We start from the raw sequence: 14811 nt of genomic DNA on the forward strand, positions 1-14811 counted from the left end.
CATCGAAGGAGAAACACCCATGACCAGACGACACGCGATCCTGCCGCTCGCGCTCGCCGCGACGCTGACGCTCGCCGCCTGCGGCAGCGACTCGGAGTCCGACGAAGCCGGCGACCACGGACACGACCACGGCAGCGGATCCATCGACCATCCGGTCGCCGTCACCTATGACGGCGGCGTCCTGCTGCTCGACGGAGAGACCCTGGAGGTAGAGAAGGACATCGAGCTCGACGGCTTCAACCGCCTCAACCCCGCCGGCACCGATGACCACATCCTGGTCTCGACTTCCGAGGGATTCCAGGTCCTCGACGCGACCGCGGGCGAGCTCACCGACCTGGTGTTCGAGGCCGATACGCCCGGCCACGTGGTCCGGCACGCGGACAAGGCCGTGCTGTTCGCCGACGGCACCGGCGAGATCACGGTCTTCGATCCACACGGCCTCGACCACGGCGAGATGCCCGAGACCGAGACCTACTCGACTCCCGAGGCGCACCACGGCGTCGCGATCGTGCTGGAGAACGGCGACCTGCTGACCTCCCTCGGCGACAGCGAGACCCGCGTGGGCGCGCGGGTGGTCGACACCGACGGCGAGGAGGTCGCCCGCTCCGAGGAGTGCCCGGGGGTGCACGGCGAGGCGACGGCACGCGACGAGGTCGTCGTGATCGGCTGCGAGGACGGCCTGCTGACGTATGCCGACGGCGAGTTCACCAAGATCGACAGCCCGACCGAGTACGGCCGCATCGGCAACCAGGCCGGCACGGACGCATCCTCGGTGGTGCTCGGCGACTACAAGCAGGACCCCGACGCCGAGCTCGAGCGTCCGACGCAGGTCTCCCTGACCGACACCGCCACGAACGAGCTGACCCTGGTGGACCTGCCGGCCAGCTACACCTTCCGTTCGCTGGCCCGCGGCCACGACGGCGAGGCACTCGTGCTCGGCACCGACGGCGCGATCCATGTGATCGACCCGGAGACCGCCGAGATCACCGACTCGATCCAGGTACTGGAGGACGAGTGGACCGAGCCGATCGACTGGCAGCAGCCGCGGCCGGCGATCTTCGTCCGCGAGCACACCGCCTATGTGAGCGATCCGGAGAACCAGCGGCTCCACGCGGTCGACCTGGACTCCGGTGAGATCACGGCCACCGTCGATCTCGACGTCGCCCCCAACGAGCTCAGTGGAGTGCTCCACTCGCACTGAGCCGCGCCCCGCCGGCGGCGGTAGGTCATCAACCTCACCTCCCCAGCGGAGGTAGCTGGTCAACCTCATGGGACGCGGATGAGGTTGACCAGCTACCGCTACGACCGAGCGATCACGGCTCCGGCGATCGGCTCCGGGCGACGTGGCACCATGAACCGGTGACCTCCCGCACCCGATCGGACCGGTGTCCCGGTGTTTTCCGGCCATGGATCGCCGACGACGGCGCGCTCGTCAGGCTCCGCCTGGCGGGCGCGCCGCTGCGTCGCCTCCATGACCTCATCGCGATCGCCGAGCGCTGGGGCGACGGTGCGGTGCATCTGACCTCGCGCGCCAATATCCAGATCCGGGGCGTCTCCCACGACGACGGATGCGTGCCGGCCGGATTCGTCGAGGCGATCACCGAGGTCGGGCTGCTGCCGTCGCCGGCGCACGAGCTGATCCGCAATATCGAGATCTCCCCGATGTCGGGTCGGGCGGCCGGCCGCGCGGATGTGCGTCCGATCGCCGCGGAGCTCGACCGGCTGCTCTGCTCCGACCCCGCCCTCGCCGCGCTTCCCGGCCGTTTCCTCTTCGTGCTCGACGACGGCCGAGGCGATGTCGCGTGGCGTCGCCTCGACCTGGGGCTCGTCGCACTCGACTCCGACGCTGTGCAGCTCAGACTCGGCAGTGAGGGATGGGGGCCGGTGGTGGACGTGAACGGCGCGGCGGCTGCCCTGGCAGGCCTCGCTCGCGAGTTCATCGGGGCACAGGGCGGCGGCCCGGACGCCCCCTGGCATGTCGATGAGCTCGATCGTCCGATCGGCGAGGCCGTCGATCGCGATCCGCGGACCCGGGTGTCGGCCGAGCCGTGGCCGCCCGGCATCATCGAGCAGCGTGACGGACGCGTGGCCCGGCACGTCCCGATCTCCGACGGACGTCTCGACCGCGCTGCCGCGCAGCCGCTGCCCGATGAGGTCCTCGTGACCCCGTGGCGCAGTGTGATCGTCCCCGACCAGGAGCCCGCATGTGCGAGCGAACAATGAGGAATCCCGTGCCGGCATCTGCCTACCATCAACGCCCCTCCTGGCAGGTGCCGGCATGAGCGAGCGGAGCGAGCGAACAATGAGGAATCCCATGCCGGCATCTGCCTACCATCAACGCCCTTCCTGGCAGGTGCCGGCATGAGTACCCGCCCGAGCCGGCATTACGACTACATCGACGACGGACCGGCGATCTACGTCGACTCCTTCGCCACGATCCGCTCCGAGTCCGATCTGTCCCGGATCCCGGCGGACGCCGAGAAGATCGCCGTGCGGATGATCCACGGCACCGGCCAGACCGATCTCACCCGGGACTTGGAGATCCATCCCCGGCTCGTCGGCGCGGCGCGAGGCGCGCTGGAGAACGGCGCACCGATCCTCACCGACGCGCACATGGTCGCCTCGGGCGTGACGCGCGCGCGTCTCCCCCGCGACAACGAGGTCGTCTGCCTGCTGCGCGATGCCTCGGTGCCCGGTCTCGCTCGCGAGTTCGGCACCACCCGCTCGGCGGCGGCCGTATCGCTGTGGGAGCCCCGTCTGGAGGGTGCCGTCGTGGCCATCGGCAACGCCCCGACCGCCCTCTTCCATCTGCTGGAGATGCTGATCGACGGTGCGCCCAGGCCCGCCGCCATCGTCGGCGTCCCCGTCGGCTTCATCGGGGCTGCCGAGTCCAAGCAGGCACTCTCGGACCTCGCGGCCGATCACGGCATCGACATCCCGTACGTGACGGTGCACGGCCGTCGCGGAGGGTCGGCCATGGCCGCCTCGGCCCTCAATGCCCTCGCCCAGGAGCGCGAATGAGCGGGCGGTTGTGGGGCGTGGGGCTCGGGCCCGGAGACCCCGAGCTCATCACCCGCAAGGCCGCGCGGCTCATCGAGGCCGCCGATGTCATCGCCTACCACCAGGGACCGGGCAAGCGCTCCAATGCCCGCCGGATCGCCGATGAGCTGATCCCCGCCGACGTCATCGAGGAGGTGCTCGAGTACCCGGTCACCACCGGTGCGACCGAGCATCCCGGCGGCTATGCCGGCGCGATGGCCGACTTCTACGAGGACTGCGCCGCACGGCTCGCGACACACCTCGAAGCCGGCCGCGATGTCGTCGTGCTCGCGGAGGGTGATCCGCTGTTCTACGGCTCCTATATGTACGTGCACGACCGGCTGTCGGATCGTTTCGCGACCGAGGTCGTGCCCGGCGTGCCGGCGTTCGCCGCGGCCACCGCGCTCGCGGCGACCCCGCTCGTGCGGCAGACCGATGTGCTCACCGTCCTGCCCGGGACCCTGCCCACCCCTGAGCTCGCCCGCCGGCTGGCCGACACCGACGGTGCGATCATCATGAAGCTCGGGCGCACCTTCGGCTCGGTCGTCGAGGCACTGCGCCAGGCCGGCCGCCTCGACGACGCCCTCTATGTCGAGCGGGCGTCGATGCCCGAGCAACGCTGGCTGCCGGTACGGGATGTCGACCCGTCCGCCGTGCCCTACTTCTCTCTCATCGTGGTGCCCGGCGATTCTGTCGGCGCCCGGTATGACGCGCCCGCGCCCGTCGAGACCTCCTCGGTACCGACGGCGGAACTGCTCGTGGTCGGGCTGGGCCCGGGCCCGGACCGCTGGATCACGCCTGAGGTCACGTCCGCACTCTCGGAGGTCGGCCATGTGGTCGGCTACGGGCCGTATGTCGAGCGAGTGCCGCAGCGCGAGGGGCTCACCCGACATGTCTCGGGCAACACGGTCGAGGTCGACCGGGCCCGGCTGGCATTGGACCTCGCCGCGAGCGGCGAACGGGTGGCCGTCGTCTCCGGTGGCGATGCCGGTGTCTTCGGCATGGCATCGGCGGTCTTCGAGGCGGCCGAGGATCCCGCCTATGCCGACGTGCCGATCCGGGTTCTGCCCGGTGTCTCGGCGGTGCAGGCGGTGGCGGCCAGGGCAGGGGCACCCGTGGGAGCGGACTTCGCGGTGGTCAGCCTCTCCGACCGGCTCAAGCCGTGGGACGTGGTGGGGGAACGTCTCGACCACATCGCCCGGGCCGATCTCGTGCTCGCGGTCTACAACCCGGCGTCGCGGTCCCGCACGACGCAGGTGAGCGAGTTACGCGACATCATGCTGCGGCACCGCGCGCCGGAGACGGTCGTGGTGGTCGGCCGCGATGTGGGGCGGGCGGAGGAGTCACTGACCGTGACCACCCTCGGAGACTTCGACCCGGCGACGATCGACATGAAGTGCCTCGTCATCGTCGGCGCCTCCGGCACTCGCGTGACCGAAGCGGGTCAGGTGTGGTCCCCCCGCTTCGTCCGCTGAGCTGAACCTTGTAGCGGTAGACCATCAACCCCACCAAACACGAATAACGTTGACCAGCTACCCCCACCCGAGGCGAAAGGTTGACCAGATTCCGCTACCCCGGACGAAGGGTTGATGGCGTACCGCCGCCGGGCGGGCGGGGTCAGCGGCGCTTGGTGGTGCGATCTCGGGTGGCGGCGTAGAGGAAGGACTCGCCGTCGCCGTGCCGGGCGAGTGCCGGACCGACGAGGATGACGGCCGCCTGCCGCAAACCGGCCGAAGCGACTCGATCGCCGATATCCGTGAGCGTGCCGCGGAGCACGAGCTCATCGGGCTGGCTCGCGCGGAAGACGACGACCACGGGGCACTCCGCCCCGTAGTACGGCGCGAGCCGGTCGGCCAGCTCGCCCGCCCGAGTGATCGCCAGATGCAGCACGAGCGTCGCACCGGTAGCCGCGAAGTTCTCCAATGCCTCGCCATCGGGCATGACGGTCGAGCGCGCCTGAGCACGGGTCAGCACGACGGACTGCACGAGCTCGGGCACCGTCAGCTCCGCACCGACGAGCGCCGCGGCCGCCGCATAGGCCGGCACACCGGGGGTCACGTCCCACGGGACACCCACGGCATCGAGACGTCGCGTCTGCTCCGCGAGAGCCGAGTACACCGAGGGGTCTCCCGAGCACAGCCGCACCACCGTGGAGCCGGCGCGGTGCGCCTCGACGATCTCGTCGATGATCTGGTCGAGATCGAGGTCCTGGGTGTCCACCCGGCGAGCATCGGCGCGGCAGTGCTCCAGGACGGCGTCGAGATAGGTGCCCGCGTACAGGCAGACATCGGCCTCCGCGAGAAGGCGAGCGGCGCGTACCGTCAGCAGGTCCGCCGCGCCCGGTCCGGCCCCGACGAAGTGAACGGTCACCGCTTGATCGCCGACCACTGGGTGACCGCCCGGGAGGGGCTCCACCCGGTGAAGCCGCCGATCGGCTCGGCGTGCTCGACGCTGATGCGGGTCAGCTCACCGCCCTCGTGGCGGTCGTGCCAGGAGGCGAGCAGCGACTCGGTCTCGATCGTGACACCGTGCGCCAGGAAGCGTCCGGCCGGCACCAGCGCCTCCCAGGCCGCGTCGAGCACGCCCTCGCGTGTCGCACCCCCGCCGACGAAGACCGCATCCGGCCGCGGCAGGTCGCCCAACGCCTCCGGAGCCGTGCCCTCGACGATCTCGAGCTCGGGTACGCCGAGACGTTCGGCATTACGGCGGATGCGGGCAGCACGCTCGGGGTGACGTTCGATCGCCACCGCCCGGTTGCGGGGGTGCGCGCGCATCCACTCGATCGCGACGGAGCCGGCGCCAGCACCGACATCCCACAGCAGCTCACCGGCACGCGGCGCGAGCCGGGCGAGGGCGCTGGCGCGCACGTCGCGCTTGGTGAGCTGGCCGTCGTTCTCGAAGGCATCGTCATCGAGTCCGGCGGTGCGGGACCACCATGGACCCGGACCGTCGCACTCGATCGCGAGCACCGTCAGCGGCGGGGTCTTGCCGTGCCACATCCGCGCGAGGGCGTCACGGCGCGACTCCTCGGCGGATCCGAGGTCCGACAGCGCGGTGATGCGGCTCTCGCCGAAGCCCGCGGCCGTGAGGATGGCGGCGACATGGGTCGCGGTCGTGGTGTCGGAGACCAGGACCAGCAGACGTGCTCCGGGCTCCAGGTGGCGCAACAGCCGGTAGGCGTCGCGACCGACGAGGCTCACCCATGAGGTGCTCTCGGCCGCCCAGCGCATCGCCGCCCGCGCGAGGGTGACCGACGAGACCGCCGGCACGACGTCCTCGATCGCGTCGGCACCGAGCACGTCGAGGAGGGTGGAGCCGATACCGGACAGGAAGGGATCGCCGGACGCGAGCACCACCGCGGGACGCGAGCCGGCTTCCTGCGCGAAGGATGCGAGCCCTTCGCGCAAGGGCGAGGGGAGCTCACGTTGCTCGGCCTCGATACCGGACGGCAGCAGCCCGAGCTGACGGGGGCTTCCCAGCACGAGCTCGGCCCGCTCCACCGCCGTCCGCGCGCGAGGCGACAATCCGTCCCATCCATCGGCTCCGATACCGACCACGGTCACAGTCATGGCCGCCACTGTAACGAGGGGGCGCAGAGTCCTCGGCCCGTGGCGGCGCGCAAGCGGGACGGATGGTGATGCATTGCGGTCGCCATAGCCGCCACTACGCATCGTCATCGGTGCGGACTGAGACCGATGATGATGCCTTCGGGTCGCCATGGCGACCGCGATGCATCGTCATCGGTCCGCACCCGCTGCCTCCGGGGGTTGCCGACTGATCGGCTACGCTGGCGCACGCAGCCCGAGGTGCCTCCACGCGAGGAGAATCTGGGAATCCGGTGCAAGTCCGGAACAGGGCCCGCTGCGGTAACCCGTCGAAGGACGGGAAGTCCGAAGACCGGCCTCGTGCTGCGGGGCGACGCGACCGCGTCGCCGACCCGAATGGCACGACGAGCGGGAGCCCCACATGCCAGCACGTTTTCCTTTCTGTGCCGTCGCCGGAGCCGACGACATGGCACTCGCCCTCACCCTCGCCGCGATCGCCCCGGACCTCGGTGGCGTCCTCGTGCGCGGAGAGAAGGGCACAGCCAAGTCCACGATGGTCCGTGCCCTCGCCGATGTCCTCCCGCCGATCGAGGTGGTCAGCGGCGACCGGTTCAGCAGCGACCCGCGCGACCCGTCGAGCCCCGACGGCCCCTTCGACCCGGATCCGGCCACCGAGCAACGGCCGGTACGGCTGGTCGAGCTGCCCGTCGGTGCGACCGATGACCGCGTCCTCGGGTCGCTCCACCTGCACACCGCGCTCGCCGAGGGACGCGCCGAGTTCGAGCCCGGCCTGCTCGCCAAGGCTCATCGCGGCATCCTCTACGTCGACGAGGTCAACCTGCTGCACGACCATCTCGTCGACCTGCTGCTCGATGCCGCCGCCATGGGCCGGGCCACCGTCGAGCGCGACGGCATGTCGGTGGAGTACGCGGCACGTTTCGTCCTCGTCGGCACGATGAACCCTGAGGAGGGCGAGCTGCGGCCGCAGCTGCTGGACCGGTTCGGCCTGACCGTCGACGTCGCCGCTCCCCGCGATCCCGGATTGCGCGCCGAGATCGTGCGCCGTCGGCTCGCCTTCGATGCCGACCCCGAGGGCTTCGCGGCGCGCTACGCCGACGACGAGCAGGAGCTCCGCGAGCGCATCACCACGGCTCAGAAGCTGCTGCCGGAGGTCGAGCTCACCGACGCGGTGCTCACCCGCATCGCGGAGATCTGCGCCGCCTTCGACGTCGACGGCATGCGCGCGGACATCGTCACCGCCAAGGCCGCCGCCACGCACGCCGCCTGGCAGGGGCGCACCACGATCGACCGCGACGACATCGCCGTGGCGGCGCGCCTCGCACTGCCCCACCGCCGTCGGCGCAATCCCTTCGACGCCCCGGGCATCGACGAGCAGGAGCTCGAGGACCTCCTCGGTGACGACGAGCCGGACGATCCGCAAGGCCCTGACGACGACACCGATCCCGGAGGAGGAGGCGGCACGCCGGATCCCGGCCAGAACGACGACGGGCCCGGCGATGATGCGGCTGCTCCCCCGCCACCGCAGAGCGGCCAGGGCGACGAGCAGGCTCCCGCACCCACGTCCCAGGTGCGCGCCGGAGAGGCCCAGCGGACCAAGACCTTCCGCGTCGGGGGTGTCGGCCGCGGTCAGGCCGGCCGCCGTTCGCGCGCCATCACCGACACCGGTCGCCGGATCGCTGCCTCCCCCGCCGCGGACGGCGGCGCCGTCGATCTCGGCGCCACCATCCGCGCTGCCATCCCCCACCAGGGCGCCCGCGGCCGCACCACCGGACGCCTGCGCCTCGCCGGTGACGATCTGCGTGTCGCCGTGAAGGAGGGCCGCGAGAGCAACCTCGTCCTGCTGTGCGTCGACGCCTCCGGCTCGATGGCCGCCCGCAAGCGCATGGCCCAGGTGAAGACCGCCGTCGTCTCCCTCCTGCTCGACGCCTACCAGCGCCGCGACAAGGTCGCGCTCGTGACCTTCCGCGGCGACGCCGGCGAGCTCGTGCTGCCCCCGACCGGCTCGGTCGACGTGGCCAAGGCCCGCCTCGACGACGTACCGGCGGGCGGTCGCACCCCGCTCGCCGAAGGCCTCACCCAGGCGGCCGAGGTGATCCGCCGCGAGCGACTCCGCGATCCACGGCGTCGTCCGCTGCTCGTCGTCGTCACCGACGGCAGGGCCACCCACGGCGCCGACGCGATCGCGCGCGCCCGCCGCGTGGCTCAGCGCCTGGCCGCCTCCGATGTCCACGCCCTGGTCGTGGACTGTGAGACCGGCCGCTTCACCCTCGGCCTCGCCCGCGAGCTCGCCGGGCACCTCGGTGCCGACTACGTTCCGCTCGGCGAGGTGACGGCCGATGGCCTCACCTCGGCCATCTCCGCCCATCTGCCCGAGAAGGTGGCCTGACATGCCCCAGGGACAGCCGCTCGTCGTGCCCGATGACGGGCTCACCACACGCCAGCGCCGCAATCGTCCGCTCGTGATCGTGCACACCGGCCCGGGCAAGGGCAAGTCCACGGCCGCCTTCGGCATCGGCATGCGCGGCTGGAACCAGGGCTGGCGCGTCGGCGTCTTCCAATTCGTCAAGTCCGCCAAATGGCGCGTCGGCGAGCAGAGTGTGCTCGAGATCCTCGACGAGGTACACCGCGAGACCGGCAAGGGCGGGCCCGTCGAGTGGCACAAGATGGGCTCGGGCTGGTCCTGGTCCCGCAAGCAGGGCACCGAGGACGACCACGCCGCGGACGCCGCCGAGGGCTGGGCCGAGATCGCGCGTCGGCTCGAACGCGAGGAGCACGACCTCTACATCCTCGACGAGTTCACCTACCCGCTGAAGTGGGGGTGGGTCGACGTCGACGAGGTGGTCGAGACGCTGCGGAACCGTCCCGGACGCCAGCACGTCGTCATCACCGGCCGCGATGCCGATCCGCGGCTGATCGAGGCCGCCGATCTGGTGACCGAGATGACCAAGGTCAAGCATCCGATGGATGCCGGCCAGAAGGGCCAGCGGGGCATCGAATGGTGACGTCCCTGCCGCGAGTCGTCATCGCCGCGCCCGCCTCGGGGCACGGCAAGACGACCGTGGCGACGGGCCTCATGGCTGCGCTGCGGCACTCGGGCCGGGTGGTCAGCGGCCACAAGGTCGGTCCCGACTACATCGATCCGGGCTACCACTCCCTCGCCACCGGCCGACCCGGACGCAATCTGGACCCCCGGATGGTCGGGGAGGAACGGATCGTGCCGCTGCTGCTGCACGGCGCCGCGGGCGCCGACCTGGCCGTGATCGAGGGTGTCATGGGCCTGTTCGACGGGCAGATCGGCGGCCAGGGCTTCGCCTCGACCGCCCACGTCGCCGCGCTGACCGACTCGCCCATCGTCCTGGTGGTCGACGCCTCGCACGCCTCCCGCTCGATCGGTGCGCTCGTCGCCGGCATGCGGGCCTTCGATCCCGCCGTCACGATCGCGGGCGTCATCGTCAACAAGGTGGGCTCTGACCGCCACGCCGGCGAAGTGGTGGACGCGATCGATGCCCCCGTGCTCGGCGTCATCTCCCGCGATGACGGGATCGTCGCGCCGTCGCGCCACCTCGGTCTCGTGCCGATGGCCGAACGAGACGACGCCGCCGCGGCCCTCGACCGGCTCAGCGAACGCATCGCGCGCACCGTCGACCTCTCGACGGTCGCCGATATCGCCCGGGCCGCTCCACCGCTGGAGGCCGAGCCCTGGACACCGCCGGTCCACACGCCGAGTCGCCGGCCTCGCATCGCTGTCGCGGGCGGCCGAGCGTTCACTTTCCGGTATGCCGAGACCGAGGAGCTGCTCGCGGCGGCGGGGGCCGAGCTCGTGGGCTTCGACCCGCTCGAGGACCGGGACCTGCCGGCGGGCATCGACGGCCTCTACCTCGGTGGCGGATTCCCCGAGGTGCACGCGGGGGCGATCGCGGCCAATGCCCCGATGCGCGCGGCCGTCCGTGCCGCGGTGCGCGACGGGGTGCCGACGGTCGCCGAGTGCGCCGGTCTGCTCTACCTGTGCCGGACGCTCGACGGCGCGCCGATGGCCGGGGCGATCGAGGCGGATGCTCAGATGACCGGTCGGCTGACCCTGGCGTACCGGCAGGCGGTCGCTCCGCACGCCTCGGTGCTGGGGCCGGCGGGCACCACGGTGATCGGCCACGAGTTCCACCGCACGCAGGTGACGCCGGGGCACGGCGAGCAGGCTGCCTGGACCTTCGACGATCGTCCCGCCGGCTTCGCCTCGACGACCCTGCACGCCTCGTATCTGCACACCCACTGGGCCGGCACCCCCGACCTCGCCCGCGCCTTCGTCACCGCCGCCGCCTCCCACACCACCCGCGAACCCGTCGAGTGGGACGTTCGGACGGCAAAAGAGCCCGTTGTGCCGTCCAAACGTTCCCCCAAGGACTCCGCTGCGCTCCGTCTCCCCCAAGCACTCCGCAGAGCTCCGTGCAGGGAGGTGCCCCCAGGGAGGTACCCCCACACTCAACGGGTGGTCGCCCCCTCCGATCCGTTACGGCATCACGGGGACGTGGAGGCGGTGGACGGGGCGATCGACTTCGCGGTCAACGTCTCAAGCGACCCGCGGCCCGAGTGGTTGACCGATGCCCTCGTCCTGGGGGTCACCCGCTCGGACCGCTATCCCGATGCGCGGCCCGCCGCCCGGGCGATCGCGCATCACCTCGCCCGGCCCGTCGAGGAGATCCTCCCCAGCGCGGGAGCGGCGGAGGTCTTCGGACTCGTCGCCCGCTTGCGGCCCTGGCGGCAGCCGGTGATCGTGCACCCCCAGTTCACCGAGCCCGATGTCGCCCTGCGGATGGCCGGCCACGAGCCGACCCACGTCCTGCTGCCCGGTCCCGACTTCGCGCTGGCGACCGATGCGGTCCCCGAGGATGCCGATCTCGTCTTCATCGGCAATCCGACCAATCCCACCGGCCGCCTGCATCGCATCGTCGATCTGGAGCGTTTGCGGCGTCCGGGACGTCTGGTGGTCGTCGACGAGGCCTTCATGGACGCGCTACCCGGTGAACCGGAGTCGCTGGCGAGTCGCTCGCTGCCCGGAGTGCTCGTCGTGCGCAGTCTCACCAAGCTGTGGGCCATGCCCGGCATCCGCGCCGGCTTCGCCACCGGCCCGGCGGAGGTCATCGCGGCCCTGCGGGACCTGCAGGCTCCGTGGTCGGTGTCCTCGCCGGCGGTGGAGGCGATGATCGCGTGTCACACGCCCGAGGCCGCGGCCGAGGCGCGCGCCCGAGCGTCGCGGATCGCTCGCGATCGCGCGGTGCTGACCGACGGGCTGAGTGAGCTCGGTGTGCCGTTCAGCCCCTCGGACGCACCGTTCGTGCTCGCCCGCGTGGGGACCGGGGTGCACGGTCGTCTCGCCGCCGCCGGTTACGCTGTCCGTCGCGCCGACACCTTCCCGGGTCTGGACGGCCAGTGGGTGCGCATCGCCGTGCGCCCACCTGCCCTCACCCGCAAACTCCTGACCGCCCTGAGGATCGAACTGTCATGACCTATGAGCTCAGCGTCGCCGAACGTCACGTGGTGATCGTCGGCGCCGGACCGCGCACGGCAGCCACGATCTCCGGCCTGCTCGGTGAACGCGCCACCGTCACCCTCGTCGCCGACCGCCTCGATGCGACGGTGGAGGACCTCGTGGCGCGTGGGCTCGTACGTCGGGCGATGGTCCTCGACGAGGCTCTCCTCGACGATGCCGACATCGTCCTGCGGGAGAACACCGCCCAGCACGCCGACCGTCCGGCATCGTCGGCGCTTGGCACCGTCACGCTCGTCGGTGGCGGGCCCGGGGATCCGGGGTTGATGTCACTCGCCGGACGCGAGGCGATCGAGAAGGCCGAGGTCATCGTGACCGACCGGCTCGTCCCCCATGCGGTGCTCTCGTGGGCCGCGCCCGACACCGAGGTCATCGATGTCGCCAAGATCCCGCACGGGCGGTTCACACCGCAGGAGGAGATCAACCGCATCCTGGTAGAGGCCGCGCAGAGCGGCCGCGCCGTCGTGCGTCTCAAGGGTGGCGACAACTTCGTCTTCGGTCGCGGTGGCGAGGAGCTCATCGCGTGCGCCGAGGCGGGCATCCCCACCCAGGTAGTGCCCGGACTCAGCTCCGCGCTCGCCGTGCCCGGCGCGGCCGGCATCCCCTTGACGCACCGGGGCCTGACCCAGGGCTTCGCCGTGGTCTCGGGCCATGTCGCTCCCGATGATCCCGCGTCCACCGTCGACTGGGAGGCGCTGGCCTCGAGCAACCTGACGATCGTGGTGCTCATGGGAGTGCGCCAGCTCGGCGCCATCGCCACCCGTCTCGTGAGCGCCGGACTGGCCTCCACGACGCCTGCGGCCGTGATCGCCGACGGCACGCTCCCCTCACAACGGGTGGTGCGCGCAACCCTCGACGACATCGCCGCGCGGGCCGCCGAGGAGGGGATCGGCGCTCCCGCGGTGACCGTCATCGGCCGCGTGGCCGGACTGGAGCTCGGATGATCGTCTGGCTCCGGCACGGCGAGTCCACCTGGAATGCCGTGGGACGGATGCAGTACGACGTGCTGCATCCCGAGCTGACCGAACGCGGGCGGGCTCAAGCCGCCACCGCCGGTGCGCTGCTCGCCGATCGGGGCATCGCCCAGGTGTGGGCGTCGCCCGCCGTCCGAGCCCAGCAGACAGGCGAGATCGTGGCCGGACAGCTCGGCCTGGACCTGCGCACCAGTCCTCTGCTGGTGGAGCAGTCGGCCGAGGAGACCGGTGACGATGTCGCCGACCGCGTGCGTCGCTTCGCGGACGAGTTCGCCGGTCGCGGGCCCGTCCTGGCGGTCAGCCACGGCGATACGATCGCCGTGGCCGCCGCGCTGCTCGCGGACCGGCGGATCGGCATCATCGCCAATACCGAATGGATCGAGACACCGTGACCGACAGCCGAACGCACTACGGCGTCCTCGGGGTGGGAACGCTCGCCGAGGCGATCGTCACCGGCCTGTGCGAGGACGTCGCGGAGCCTCCGACGATCGCGCTCTCGCCCCGCAGCGCGAGCCGGAGCGAGGCCCTCGCGGAGCGGTTCACCACCGTGCGGGTCGAGCCCGACAACCAGGCGGTCGTCGACGCCTCGGATGTCGTCATCGTGAGTGTCCGTCCGCAGGATGCCACCCAGGTGCTGGAATCCCTGAGCTTCCGGACCGAGCAGTCCGTGGTGAGCGTCATGGCCGGTCTCGCGCTCGATGACCTGGTACCGCTGGTGTCTCCCGCCGTCGATCTCGCGCGCTCAGCTCCGATGCCCGCGGTTGCCGGCCGGCAGTCCACCACGCCCGTGCACCCCCGGACCGACGCCGCCGAGGCCTTGTTCGTCCGGCTCGGCGGGGTACTGGACGTCCCGACCGAGGCGCTGCTCGAGCGCATCTTCACCGCATCGGCCACCGTCGCCGCGCACTATGCCTATCTCGCGACCATCGCCGGCTGGCTCGCCGACGAGGGCTTGTCGTCCGGTGAGGCGGATCGCTATGTGAAAGGCCTCTTCGGCGAGGTCGCGGCGAGCCTGTGGTCGCCGCAGGAGCTGACGGCGCTGGCCGACTCGCACGCGACTGCCGGTGGCATCAACGAAGCCTTCCGGGACTTCCTCACCGAGGCCGGCGTCTACACGACCGTGACCGAATCCCTGGATCGCCTCCACGCGCACGGGCGCCGACTCGGCTGACCGCTGCTGCGGGTCGGACGATGAGGTGACATGCTCTATGTGGACCACCGTCACCGACTTCGGGAAGACCATGCGTACTCGATCCCTCATCCTGGCCACCGCCGCACTCGCCTTCACCCTCACCGCCTGCAGTTCCGGTCCGCCCGAGGAGGATCCGGACAAGATCGCCGAGGTCGCCGTCGGTGCCCTCGAGGAGGAGGTCGGGCAGCGTCCTGACGACTTCGACTGCGGCGACGACCCGGTCGTCATCGAAGAGGGCAACACGGTCGACTGCCTGCTGACCGCGGGCGGCGACACCATCGACGCCACCGTCACCATCTCCGATGTGGACGGCAATGACTACAAGGTCAACGTCGAGGTCGCTCAGACCGTCAATCCCTGACGGCCGCACCGCTCCGGCGTACCTGGGCGGTGGGTGAACTATCACCCACCGCCCAGGCACACAGCTCGTTCGCCCGCGGCGGGGGGGGGGGGGGGGGGGGGGGGGGGTGAGAGGGGGATTCATGGTGAACCAGCGCG

The 14811-nt window shown here is 71.3% G+C and carries 13 protein-coding genes, 1 pseudogene and 1 riboswitch; of the genes and pseudogenes, 12 read left to right on the forward strand and 2 right to left on the reverse strand.

The window, feature by feature from the left end; translation table 11 throughout:
- Positions 1-19 precede the first annotated feature (19 nt).
- The 4 genes from aztD (at position 20) to FNM00_RS11055 (ending at position 4514) form a co-directional block, all read left to right on the forward strand.
- Entirely contained in the window at positions 20-1201 is a 1182-nt protein-coding gene (gene aztD, locus FNM00_RS11040) for a zinc metallochaperone AztD (protein ID WP_143913599.1), read from the forward strand.
- 158 nt (positions 1202-1359) lie between these two features.
- On the forward strand, positions 1360-2223 hold the full coding sequence (locus tag FNM00_RS11045) for a sulfite reductase subunit beta (RefSeq protein WP_143913600.1): 864 nt from the start codon (positions 1360-1362) through the stop codon (positions 2221-2223).
- Positions 2224-2361: 138 nt separating this feature from the next.
- Entirely contained in the window at positions 2362-3021 is a 660-nt protein-coding gene (locus FNM00_RS11050) for a precorrin-8X methylmutase (protein WP_143913601.1), read from the forward strand.
- Positions 3018-4514, forward strand: coding sequence for a precorrin-2 C(20)-methyltransferase (locus FNM00_RS11055; RefSeq protein WP_143913602.1), 1497 nt, complete (start codon positions 3018-3020; stop codon positions 4512-4514). The genes FNM00_RS11050 and FNM00_RS11055 overlap by 4 nt, the downstream gene beginning before the upstream one ends.
- 142 nt (positions 4515-4656) lie before the next feature.
- On the opposite strand, the gene FNM00_RS11060 is transcribed toward FNM00_RS11055, so the two are convergent.
- Positions 4657-5409 carry a cobalt-precorrin-4/precorrin-4 C(11)-methyltransferase gene (locus tag FNM00_RS11060; RefSeq protein ID WP_143913603.1) on the reverse strand — a complete coding sequence of 251 codons (753 nt, stop codon included), beginning with the start codon at positions 5407-5409 and terminating at the stop codon, positions 4657-4659.
- Complete coding sequence (gene cbiE / locus FNM00_RS11065) at positions 5406-6608, reverse strand: precorrin-6y C5,15-methyltransferase (decarboxylating) subunit CbiE (RefSeq protein WP_143913604.1); 1203 nt, start codon at positions 6606-6608, stop codon at positions 5406-5408. Before cbiE ends, FNM00_RS11060 begins: the two co-directional genes overlap by 4 nt.
- 218 nt (positions 6609-6826) lie before the next feature.
- A riboswitch (cobalamin riboswitch) is annotated at positions 6827-6959 on the forward strand.
- A gap of 46 nt (positions 6960-7005) precedes the next feature.
- Between cbiE and FNM00_RS11070 the strand changes: the two genes are divergently transcribed.
- The 8 genes and pseudogenes from FNM00_RS11070 (at position 7006) to FNM00_RS11100 (ending at position 14674) form a co-directional block, all read left to right on the forward strand.
- Positions 7006-8991, forward strand: coding sequence for a VWA domain-containing protein (locus tag FNM00_RS11070; protein WP_143913605.1), 1986 nt, complete (start codon positions 7006-7008; stop codon positions 8989-8991).
- A 1-nt stretch (position 8992) separates the two neighbouring features.
- The gene (gene cobO, locus FNM00_RS11075; RefSeq protein ID WP_143913606.1) at positions 8993-9607 is read left to right on the forward strand and encodes a cob(I)yrinic acid a,c-diamide adenosyltransferase; all 615 of its coding nucleotides are present in this window, start codon (positions 8993-8995) and stop codon (positions 9605-9607) included.
- Positions 9601-12105: a bifunctional hydrogenobyrinic acid a,c-diamide synthase/histidinol phosphate aminotransferase CobBC gene (cobBC, locus tag FNM00_RS11080; protein ID WP_143913607.1), complete on the forward strand. Its 2505-nt coding sequence runs from the start codon at positions 9601-9603 to the stop codon at positions 12103-12105. The genes cobO and cobBC overlap by 7 nt, the downstream gene beginning before the upstream one ends.
- Positions 12102-12308: pseudogene (locus tag FNM00_RS19480) on the forward strand (NAD(P)-dependent oxidoreductase); the annotation flags it as partial. The gene cobBC and the pseudogene FNM00_RS19480, both read left to right, overlap by 4 nt.
- A 9-nt stretch (positions 12309-12317) precedes the next feature.
- The gene (gene cobA, locus FNM00_RS11085; protein WP_342778543.1) at positions 12318-13091 is read left to right on the forward strand and encodes a uroporphyrinogen-III C-methyltransferase; all 774 of its coding nucleotides are present in this window, start codon (positions 12318-12320) and stop codon (positions 13089-13091) included.
- Positions 13088-13513: a histidine phosphatase family protein gene (locus tag FNM00_RS11090; protein ID WP_143913609.1), complete on the forward strand. Its 426-nt coding sequence runs from the start codon at positions 13088-13090 to the stop codon at positions 13511-13513. Before cobA ends, FNM00_RS11090 begins: the two co-directional genes overlap by 4 nt.
- Positions 13510-14292, forward strand: coding sequence for an NAD(P)-binding domain-containing protein (locus tag FNM00_RS11095; protein WP_185973098.1), 783 nt, complete (start codon positions 13510-13512; stop codon positions 14290-14292). The genes FNM00_RS11090 and FNM00_RS11095 overlap by 4 nt, the downstream gene beginning before the upstream one ends.
- 37 nt (positions 14293-14329) lie before the next feature.
- Positions 14330-14674: a DUF4333 domain-containing protein gene (locus tag FNM00_RS11100; RefSeq protein WP_143913611.1), complete on the forward strand. Its 345-nt coding sequence runs from the start codon at positions 14330-14332 to the stop codon at positions 14672-14674.
- The last annotated feature ends 137 nt before the right edge of the window (positions 14675-14811 follow it).

This window comes from Aeromicrobium piscarium, from assembly GCF_007421815.1.
Lineage (GTDB): Bacteria > Actinomycetota > Actinomycetes > Propionibacteriales > Nocardioidaceae > Aeromicrobium > Aeromicrobium piscarium.